The following is a 9,812-nucleotide window of genomic DNA, read 5'->3' as shown; positions in this document are numbered from 1 at the left end:
TTTTTTCCCGTCCCCATTTTTTCCGTCCTGCTCAGAGCGTATCCGGATAGCCCGTAATGGCGGCGATTTCGGCGTACATCGGCTGCAGGCGCTTGTACATTTTCAGGTAGACGCGGTGGTATAGCTGGTCGTAGGTTTTGCGGTGCGCGGGGTCGGGCTGGAAAACGCGGCCGGGGCGGGTCATGGCGTTGATGGCCGTGGCGAAGTCCTTGTGCAAGCCCAGCCCTGCCGCAATGGCAATGGCGGCGCCCAGGCCGCTGGTTTCGTAGACGTGGGCGCGCGCGGCCGGCAGGCCGAAGATGTCGGCTGTGAGCTGCATCGCGGCGTCGCTTTGCGAGCCGCCGCCGGCGACGCGCAGCTCAGTGATCCTGGTCCCGCTGCGCTTTTCAATCCGTTCCCGTCCCTCGCGCAGGGCATACGCCAGGCCTTCCAGGATGGCGCGGTACATGTGGGCGCGCGTGTGCACGTCGCCAAAGCCGATCATGGCGCCCTTGGCTTCCGGTCCGGGCACCTTGATGCCGGGGCTCCAGTACGGCTGCAGCATCAGGCCCATGGAACCGGGCGGCACGTCATTGACCAGGCGGTCGAACAATGCTTCCGGCGCCATGCCCTGCTCTATCGCGGCGGACTGCTCCAGGTGGCCGAACTGCTCCTTGAACCAGTTGACCATCCAGTAGCCGCGGAAGATCTGCACTTCGGTGCTGTAGGCGCCGGGAATGGCGGCCGGATACGGCGGGATGAAGGGCGTGACCTCGACGTACTTGCTGGTGGTGGTGTTGATGGTGGCCGTGGTGCCGTAGCTCAGGCAGCCGATGTGCGGCTCCAGGCCGCCGGCGCCGATCACTTCGCAGGCTTTGTCGGCGGCGGCGGCGACCAGCGGCACGCCTTCCGGTATGCCGGTGGCCAGCGCGGCGGCCGCGCTGATGACGCCGATCACGCTGCCCGGCGGCACCAGTTCCGGCAGCTGGTCCGGGCGCACGGCCAGGGCCTGCCATTTCCAGTCGCGCGCGCCGGCCCAGGCGTGGCGCTTGTAATCGAACGGCATATAGGCGACCTGGGAGCCGGTGGAGTCGGCATAGCGCCCGCTCAGGCAGAAATTCAGGTAGCCGGACAGCAGCAGGAATTTGTGCGTGCGCTCCCACAGGCCGGGCTGGTGCGCCTTGATCCAGTTGACCTCCGCTTCGCGCCGGAAGTAGTCGATGGTGCCCTCCACGCCGGCCAGCTTGAAGGCGGCCTTCCACAAGGTGCTGATGGGCGGGATCTGTTCGGTGCGGCGCTGGTCAAGCCAGGTGATGGCGGCGCGCAGCGGCTTGCCGTCGCTGTCGACGCTGACCACGGTCCCGCGCTGGGTGGTGACGGCCACGCCGGCAATCGCGCTGCGCGGGATGTCGGTGACTGTCCACAGGCGCTGGCAGGCGGCGCATACGGCATCCCAATAGCCTTCGGCCTTATGCTCGGCCCAGCCGGGCTGCTCGGAGTAGTAGGCCGGCTGCAGGTGGACCTGGGTCTTGGCCACGAGGTTGCCCTGCAGGTCGAACAGCAGCGCGCGCACGCTCTGCGTGCCATTGTCGATGGAGAGGAGGTATTGGGTCATGCGCGTGCTTTCGGCAGGCTGTAGTTTGCTCGGCATAATGCCAGATATGCCGCTTCTTCGGCAGCCCAGCGCTGGTCGTCCCAGCCCAGCTCCGGCTGGCAGATGGCGCGGATGCGCGGCAGCACGGCGGCGGCGCCTTGCGCCAGCTGGATGCCCAGGCGGCTGCGGCGCAGCATCAGGTCTTCCAGCTTCTGCACCGCTTCATGGCGCGCGGCCCAGCGCAGCTGCGCCCACAGGGTCTGCGTGCCGGGGATGTTTTCCAGCTCGCCGTCCTGCGCGGCGGCGGCCAGCGATGCGGCCAGCGCGCCATAGCGGCCTTGCAGGCGCAGCGCCTGGCCCGGCGGCAAATGCTGCAGCAACCGCGCCGCTGCGCCGGCCGGCGGCGCCGGGGAGAAGATGGGGCGCGGGCCGAGGTCGGCCGGCCACTCCGGCAGCTGGGGCGCGGCGTGACGCAGCACGTCCAGCGCAATGGCGCGGAAGGTGGTCAGCTTGCCGCCGGTGACGGTCAGCAGGCCTGGCTGCTGCCACAGCACGTGGTCGCGCGCTTCCTTCGATGGATCGGCCTTGCCGGTGTCGATCACGGGACGCACTCCGGCGTAGGTGGCCAGCACGTCGCCTTCGCCAAGGCCGAGCGTGGGGAACTGGTCGTGCAGGGCTTCCATCAGGTAGTCGGTTTCCTGCTGCGTGATCGCGGCTTCGTGCTGCAGGTCGGTGCGGTGGTCGACATCGGTCGTGCCGACGATGCTCACGCCCTCCCACGGGAAGGCGAATACGGGACGGCCATCGCGCGGGTGCATCAGGCTGATCGCCTGCGCCAGCGGCAGGCGCCACGCCGGCAGCACCAGGTGGCTGCCGCGCAGCGGCCGCAGGCGCGCGGCCGGCTTGTCGTGCAGGCGGTCAGCCCAGGCGCCGGTGGCGTTCACCACCAGCCGTGCGCGCACTTCATAGTCCGCCCCAGTCACGGCGCAGCGCACCAGCGCCCCGCATACGCGGCCGGAAGTTTCGTCGCCCGTTGCGCCGGCGGCCAGCGCGCCAAGGGCTGCGCCTCCCGCCGCGTTGGAAAAGGCCGGGGCGTGGGCGGCATCGGCTTCGGCGCGCAGCAGCGATTGCACCGCGCAATAGTTCAGCGCCACGCCGCCCAGCGACTGCGCCTCCTGCAGCACGCGCAGCACCAGGCGCGCGTCGTCGGTCTTGGCGTCCTGGTAGCAGATGCCTCCCTGCAGGCCTTCGGTACGGATGCGCGGCGCCATGTGCAGGAATTCCTGCGCGCCGAAGTAGTGGCGCGCACGCTGCCCCGCCATGCGGTCATAGATCGCCAGCCCAAGCAGGAAGGCACGCCGCCCCGGCTTGCGCCCGATGTAGTCGCCGAAGGCAAAGCTTTGCGGCTCCACCAGGCCCGGCGCGTCGCGCAGCAGGGCGTCGCGTTCATGCACCGACTCGCGGGTCAGCGCGAACTGCCCTTCCTTCAGGTAGCGCAAGCCGCCGTGCACCAGCTTGGACGAGCGGCTCGACGTGCCCCAGGCGAAATCGCGCTGCTCCACCAGCAAGGCGCGCAGGCCGCGCCGCGACGCTTCCAGCAGGATGCCGGCGCCGGTGATGCCGCCGCCGACCACCAGCAGGTCCCACTCCTGCGCCAGCAAGGCCGGAAGCTGGGCGCGCCCGCCGGGAGCCCAGTGCGCGGCGGCGGTCATGCGCCCTGCCCGCCCGGCAGCAGCTTGCCCGGGTTCATGATGCCCTGCGGGTCGAAATGCGAGAACAGCGCCTGCATGGCGGCGATGCCGGCCGGCCCCTTCTCCGCCGCCAGGTAAGGCGCATGGTCGCTGCCCACGCCGTGCTGGTGGCTGATGGTTCCGCCGTTATCGACAATCGCCATGCTGACCGCATGCTTGAGGGCCTGCCAGCGCGCCATGTCCGTCTCGAAGTCCCCCGCCAGGCGGTAGACGAAGGTGGTGTAGACGCTCGCGCCCTGCGCGTACAGGTGCGACAGGTGGGTGTAGGTGTGCACCTTTTCGCCCATGCCGCCCAGCACGCCGGTGGCGGCGGCTTCCACCGCGCGCATCATCAGCCCGACACGCGGCCAGTCGACGGCGGTTTCCACCGTATCGATCACATAGCCTTTCTGCCATGCCGCATTGCGCAGGTAGACGTTGCGGAAGCGGCCCTCCTTCCATTTGTCGCCCATGCGGCGGCCGACATGCACGCCGCCATGGCCGGCGCAGGTGGACAGGGCCGCCGCCAGCGCCACGCGCGCTTGGCGGCGCGCGCCGCTGACGCCGATCATCAGCATGCATTTGCCCTCGCCGCAACCGCGCAAGCGCAGCCAGCCCTCCAGCAAGCCGATCAGGCGCTTATGGCCGGCCAGCGCCAGCATGGTCACCGTTTCCAGGGGATTCGACAGGCGCAGCATCGACAGGCCGCCGCGCGACTGCGCCAGCGCCCGCACCGCCGCCTCCGCGTGGTCCCAGTCCGGGAAGAACACGGCGTGGAAAGCCTCATGCTCGGGCAGCGGGCTGACGCGCACCGTGGCCTCCGTCAAGATGCCCATGCGGCCTTCCGAACCGAGCACGATCTCGCGCAGGTCGGTCCCGGCGGCGGAGGCCGGGAACGTCGGGATATCGAGCCGCCCCTGCGGCGTTTCCACCACGCCTCCGGCGAACATCTGCTCGATGCGGCCGTAGCGCAGCGATTGCTGGCCGGAGGATCGCGTCACCACCCAGCCGCCCAACGTGGAGTATTCGAACGATTGCGGGAAATGGCCCAGCATATAGCCGTGGGCGCGCAATTGCGCCTCCAGGTCGGGGCCGAGCACGCCGGCGCCGAAGGTGGCCAGCTGCGATTGTTTGTCCAGGTGGTGCAGGCGCCCCATGCGCGTCATGTTCACCGCCAGCACCGGGCGCTCCCCGGCCGGCGCCGTCAGGTGGCCGGCCACGCTGGTGCCGCCACCCTGCGGGATCAGCGCCACATCGTGCTGCTGGGCGAAGGCGATCAGCTCGCGCACCTGCCCGGCGCTTTCCGGATAAGCCACGCCGTCCGGCGCGCTGCCGATGCGGCCATAACGCAGCTTGAGCCAGTCCGGCAGGCTTTGGCCGAGCGCATTGCGCAGGCGCGTGGCGGGCTGCCGGTCGATCAGCGGATGGTCTGGCAGGCGCGAAGCCGCCAGCGAGGCGCAGGCGGCCTCGAAACTGGCATCCTGCACCGCCGTGCCGGCGCCGATGCGGCTGGCCAGGAAAGCCAGCGCATCATCGTGCAGCGGATATTCGAATGTCTCCTCGCCCCAACCATTCCAACGTTTCATGCGCAATCCCTTGTTATACTTTGCTCAATAAAGCTTACCCCATTGATACCCCCCAGTCTTGCGTTTTCATGCCAGCCGATTTGTTCGATCATGCCAAGCCGCCCCGCGTCGCGGGCTCCTACCTGCAGCCCTTGCTGGAAGCGGCGGCGGCGCGCGGGGTGCCGGCGCAGGCACTGGAGCAGGCGGTCGGATTGCCGCGCGGGACGCTGGAGCCGCTGCCGGAGTCGCTGGCGGCCGATACCTACGTCCAGCTGCTGGACGCTGGCGCCGGGCTGGCGCGCGACCCGCATTTCGGCCTGCACGTGGGCGAGCGGGTCAAGCTCGGCACCTACACCGTCTACGGTTTGATCCTGCTCAGCTGCCGCGATTTCGGCCAGGCCTTCGAACAGACCATGCGCTATGAACAGCTGGCCCATGACCTGGGCCGCTCGACGCTGCAGGCGGATGGGCCGCTGGCCGCCTACACCTGGCACTCCAACTATCCGGCGCATTGCCGCCACCTGGCCGACAGCGTGTTTGCCGGCATCCGCGTGTTTGGCAACTGGCTGGCGGGCACGCCGCTGCCGCCGGCCGACCTGTCGCTGATGCACGACGGCGGCGACCCGGCGGGGCATGCCGAATACGCGCGCGTGTTCGGCGCCCTGCCCCGCTTCAATGCCGGCGCCAATGTGGCGCGCTTCGATGCCGCACTGCTGGCGTGGCCGGTGCCGAATGCCGATGTCAGCCTGTATCCGGTGCTGCAGCAGCACGCGGACCGTTTGCTGAGCATGCGCGGGCAGGCGCCAGGAGCGGCGCCCGGCGCGGCCACCAAGGCGCCGGACAGCACCGGGCGTGACGAGGGCGCGGGCGGCGCCGCGCCGATCATCCTGCAGGTGGAAGCGGCCATCGTCCGGCGCCTGGCGCAGGGCCAGGTGCGCGTGGCGACCATCGCCGATGAACTGGGCCTGTCGGCGCGCACCCTGCAGCGCAAGCTGGCCGATGCCGGCACCAGCTTCCAGCAGGTGCTGGATGGCGCGCGCTTCGCCCTCGCGCGCGACTACCTGCGCCAGCCCGGCCTGTCGCTGGTGGACATTGCCTTCCTGCTCGGCTACCAGGAACAAAGCGCTTTCACCCACGCCTTCCGCGACTGGTCCGGCATGAATCCCGGCGCCTGGCGCGCCGCAGGACGCTAGATCTCGGTGCCGCGCACGCGGACAAAGGGACCGATGCAGCTGCTCATGTCGCGCCGCTGGCACATGAGGAACATATTGTTCGACGGATGGAACAGGATGAAGGCCCGGATCACATGCCCCACCTGGGTGATCTCGCCGGTGCAGTCCTTCTTGCCGTTGTCTTTGACGATCTTGTCGTTGGAGCTGTAGAAGCCATCGCCATCGGGCTGGTCATCGATGACGAACTCCGTTTCCGCCACCTCGGCCGCACTGGTGATCAGGGCCGTGCCGTCGGCGCGGATGCGGTACATCTCGTGGCAGGAACCGTCCGGCAGCTCAAAGCGCCAGGTGCCGACAATCGGATGGTCGGGCCTGAGGGGAGCAGCCAGCGCACAGTGGGCAGCCAGCAAGGCTGCGGCGAGCAACAGAGAGGATTTCATGGCAGCTCCCGGCGTGTGGTTAGGGCCAGTATATCCCTGTTGGCCTACTTGCACTTTCCTGTTGCGGCGGCATAGGCCCAGCCGGGCAGACCCAGCAAGCCGCCAAGCCGGACCGTGATATGGCGCGTGGCGTCCGGATGCAGGCAGTCCGGCGCTTCCGCTGCAGCAAAAGCGCGGTCGATTTTCTGCCGCGCGCCCTTCTCCAGCGGGCCGTTGGCACTGAAATCGGCCGCCGCCGGCAGCCCCTCCACTTTGGGCATTTCCGCCACAGTCGCGCGCACGGCGTCCCTGATCACTTTGTCGTCGATGCGCAGGGGCATCTGCGCCCCGGCCGGCGCAACGGCCAGCAGCAACAGGATTGCCAGGGCGCGCCGCCGGCTCATTTCTCGGCCACTTCCTTCAACTGGGCCAGGCCTTTTTCAAAGTCCTTGCCGATCATCTTGTCCATGCTCATGAACACGCTCATCAACTTGGTGACGAACAGGCTCTTGCCCTTCATGGTCCAGGTAACCACGGTGGCGTCGCCCTGTGGCTGCAGCATGAATTCGGTCTGGTTGGAGGAAGCGAAAGGCTTGATGAAATCGAGCTTGATGGCCAGGCTGGAAGGCACGTTGCTGTCGATGATTTCCATCCGCCCCTGCCCCACTTCATCGTTACCATTCCAGGCATAGACCGCGCCCTTGCCGCTGGCCGCGCCCTCGAAGGTGCGCTGCATGTTCGGGTCCAGCTTCTCCCACGGCGACCAGGCCGGCCACTGGTGGAAGTCGTTCAGGTAGCCCATGACCCGGGCCGGCGGGGCCTTGATGGTGGCGCTGCGCTGCACGGTGAAATGGTCCGGCTGCGTCAACGCCAGGCCGAGCACCACCACAGCCAGCAAAATCAAACCCATCGAAATCTTCTTCAGCATAGTCCCCTCTTTTCGGTGTTGGTATGCATGCAAGGCTATCACAGCGCGCGGGGACGCAAAAGCAGCGGCAGCGCGCTCGGCGTCATGGTGAAGCTGAATACCTCTTCGACCGGCGGCGCGCCCGGCAGCAGTTCGATCGTGAAGCTGCGCGCCAGCATCGACACCACCATGCGGATCTCGCACATGGCCAGGTAGCGCCCCGGGCAAAACCGCGGCCCGCCGCCGAATGGCACCATCTTGCGGCCCGGATCGTCCAGCCGCTCCTTCATGGCCGGCTCCAGCCAGCGCTCGGGGCGGAACTCGGCGCCGTCATCGAGCGGTACCTGCAGCGCGAAGGCGTGGCGCAGCAGCATGAAGACCACCACCCCGGCCGGCACCTGCACCCCGTCCAGCGCCACATCCTGCACCGCCTGCGAACCGAGGATGGGTGCCACCGGCTTCAGGCGCATAGCCTCCTGCACACAGGCATCCAGGTAGGGCATATGCTCCAGGCCCGGCGCGGCATCGGCCTCCTGCGCCAGGCGGGCCGCGGCGTGCGGCGCCTGGGCCAGCAGGTACAGCAGCCAGGCGATGGTGTTGGCGGTCGTGTCCTCCCCGGCAAACACCATATTGATGGCGTTTGCATGCACCATCCGCTCGTCGAAGCCGGAACCGGGCATGTCGGCCGCCACCAGCATGGCTTCCAGCAGGTTGCCGGGTTTGTCGTACAGGACCGGGTTGGCCGCCATGCGCGCCCGCGCATCGGCGATAAAGCCGTCCACCGCGGCATGGATGCGCGCGCCGGCGGCGTCGGCGTCGCGGTCCACCGCCAGCTTGAACGTGCGCCAGTAGGGAATCGGCGCCACCAGCCGGCGCGCGATCTGGGTGAAGAGGAATTCGATATCGCGCTGCAGCGGATTGTCCTCATGCTCCAGCATGTCCTGGTCCTGCCCCATGGCCATGCCGATCGTGACGTCGAGCGCGAACGCCTTCAGGTCGCGCAGCAGGCGCTGCGGCTGCCCGGCCTCGGCCTGGGCCCGCCAGCGCCGCTGCAGCCGCGCGGTCATGGCGGACAAGGTGGGATGGAAGCGGTTGATCACCTCCGGCGTCAGCGCATGCATCACCAGCTTGCGCTGGCGCCGCCACTCCTCGCCTTCGGCGGAAAACACGCCGGCCGCCGACGCTTCGTCGATCACGCTGGCCAGGCGCTGCGAGCGCCGCCACTGGTCGGGGCGGTCGTGCAGGATCTGCGCGATATCGCTGCGCCGGCTGGTGACGATGATGCGGCGGTCGGCCAGGCGCATGCGATAGATGGGACCGAATTCGCGCGCCCAGCTTTCCAGCTGCTGGTGGAAACGGTGACTCTTGATTCCGAGATTACCCAGCAGCGGCACGCCGCTGGGGCCAGGCAGGTGATCCATGTGACACCTCCTTCAGAAACCGCACTCCCGCAAGTATTCGATGAACAGGCGCAGCCGCGCCGGCGTGAACTGGCGCGAAGGCCGCACCGCAAACAGGCCGTACGGCTCCGGGCTGGCATCGGCCAGCAGCTGCACCAGGCGGCCATCGGCCAAGGCACCGGCCAGCGCGAATTCCGGCAGCAGCACGATGCCCATGCCCTGGATCGCCCACTCGGCCAGCGCCTCCGCGTTGTTGGCCGCCAGCGGCACCTTCAGGTCGAGCTGCTCGCCCGGGTCGCCGATCAGCCTGCCCCATTCTTCGCGCACGCTCAGCAAACTGTAATTTAACACCGAGTGGCCGCGCAGCTCCGCCAACGTGGTGGGCCGCCCGGCGCGCGCCAGGTAGCCTGGCGCCGCCGCGAACACCCGGCCCACGCTGCCGATGCGCGTGGCCACCAGCGAGGAGTCGCGCAGGAAGCCGATGCGCAGGGCGACATCGATTGCCTCCGCATGCAGGTCGGTGGTGCGGTCCTCCAGCAGCAGCTGCACCTTCAGGTCCGGGTGGCGCCGCATGAACGGCGGCAGCACCGGCGCCACCTTCTGGATGCCGAAGCTGAGCGGCGCCGCTACGCGCAGGGTGCCGCTGGCGGAATCCTGGCCCTGGCGCACGCGCTCCTGGGCTTCATCCAGCAGCTGGAACACGGCCTGCGCGTCGGCGTAAAAGGCGCGGCCGGCATCGGTGATGTCGTTGCGGCGCGTGGTGCGCGTGATCAGCTGGCTGCCCAGCGCCGCCTCGAGCGTGGCGATGCGGCGGCTGATGGCGGCGGTGCTGACATCCAGCTGCTCGGCGGCGCGCACGAAGCTGCCGCTCTCCACCACAGCAATAAAACTGCGCAGGTCGATCAAGTCATATTGTTCCATTTTGCGTAAATATCATTTGCACATACGACAGTTTATTACGCATTCCGAGTTTATTAAAGTACACCCATCGCAACCACAACCACCAAGGAGCACAGCATGAACTTCAAATCCCTGATCAAAGCCGC

9 protein-coding genes are annotated in these 9,812 nt (G+C 68.2%); 1 reads left to right on the top strand and 8 read right to left on the bottom strand.

Features of this window, described 5'->3' with window-relative positions:
• Positions 1–31: 31 nt before the first annotated feature.
• Genes ACE3TQ_RS09470 through ACE3TQ_RS09460 form a run of 3 tightly spaced genes read right to left on the bottom strand, consistent with a single transcriptional unit; the run spans position 32 to position 4,889 of the window.
• Entirely contained in the window at positions 32–1,594 is a 1,563-nt protein-coding gene (locus ACE3TQ_RS09470) for an FGGY-family carbohydrate kinase (protein WP_374581866.1), read from the bottom strand.
• Positions 1,591–3,285, bottom strand: a complete 1,695-nt coding sequence (locus ACE3TQ_RS09465) for a glycerol-3-phosphate dehydrogenase/oxidase (RefSeq protein WP_374581864.1) — start codon at positions 3,283–3,285, stop codon at positions 1,591–1,593. Before ACE3TQ_RS09465 ends, ACE3TQ_RS09470 begins: the two co-directional genes overlap by 4 nt.
• Positions 3,282–4,889 (bottom strand): FAD-binding oxidoreductase, encoded by a 1,608-nt coding sequence (locus ACE3TQ_RS09460; RefSeq protein ID WP_374581863.1) that lies wholly within the window; start codon positions 4,887–4,889, stop codon positions 3,282–3,284. The genes ACE3TQ_RS09465 and ACE3TQ_RS09460 overlap by 4 nt, the downstream gene beginning before the upstream one ends.
• A gap of 68 nt (positions 4,890–4,957) precedes the next feature.
• On the opposite strand from ACE3TQ_RS09460, the gene ACE3TQ_RS09455 reads away from it, so the two are divergent.
• A complete protein-coding gene (locus tag ACE3TQ_RS09455) occupies positions 4,958–6,061 on the top strand; it encodes an AraC family transcriptional regulator (protein ID WP_374581862.1) in 1,104 nt (367 codons plus the stop codon).
• Here the strand turns inward: ACE3TQ_RS09455 and ACE3TQ_RS09450 are convergent.
• Genes ACE3TQ_RS09450 through ACE3TQ_RS09430 form a run of 5 tightly spaced genes read right to left on the bottom strand, consistent with a single transcriptional unit; the run spans position 6,058 to position 9,687 of the window.
• Positions 6,058–6,480: a hypothetical protein gene (locus ACE3TQ_RS09450; RefSeq protein WP_374581861.1), complete on the bottom strand. Its 423-nt coding sequence runs from the start codon at positions 6,478–6,480 to the stop codon at positions 6,058–6,060. The two genes, ACE3TQ_RS09455 and ACE3TQ_RS09450, sit on opposite strands and share 4 nt — an antisense overlap.
• 44 nt (positions 6,481–6,524) lie before the next feature.
• Positions 6,525–6,863, bottom strand: coding sequence for a hypothetical protein (locus tag ACE3TQ_RS09445; protein ID WP_374581860.1), 339 nt, complete (start codon positions 6,861–6,863; stop codon positions 6,525–6,527).
• A complete protein-coding gene (locus ACE3TQ_RS09440; RefSeq protein ID WP_374581858.1) occupies positions 6,860–7,387 on the bottom strand; it encodes an SRPBCC family protein in 528 nt (175 codons plus the stop codon). Before ACE3TQ_RS09440 ends, ACE3TQ_RS09445 begins: the two co-directional genes overlap by 4 nt.
• A gap of 38 nt (positions 7,388–7,425) precedes the next feature.
• On the bottom strand, positions 7,426–8,787 hold the full coding sequence (locus ACE3TQ_RS09435; protein WP_374581857.1) for a cytochrome P450: 1,362 nt from the start codon (positions 8,785–8,787) through the stop codon (positions 7,426–7,428).
• A gap of 12 nt (positions 8,788–8,799) precedes the next feature.
• Complete coding sequence (locus tag ACE3TQ_RS09430) at positions 8,800–9,687, bottom strand: LysR substrate-binding domain-containing protein (protein WP_374581855.1); 888 nt, start codon at positions 9,685–9,687, stop codon at positions 8,800–8,802.
• Positions 9,688–9,812: the final 125 nt, after the last annotated feature.

This window comes from Pseudoduganella sp., assembly GCF_041914865.1.
In the GTDB taxonomy this organism is placed as follows: domain Bacteria; phylum Pseudomonadota; class Gammaproteobacteria; order Burkholderiales; family Burkholderiaceae_D; genus Rugamonas.
The sequence above is the reverse complement of the archived record's forward strand: the minus strand, read 5'-3'. Positions and strand labels throughout refer to the sequence as shown.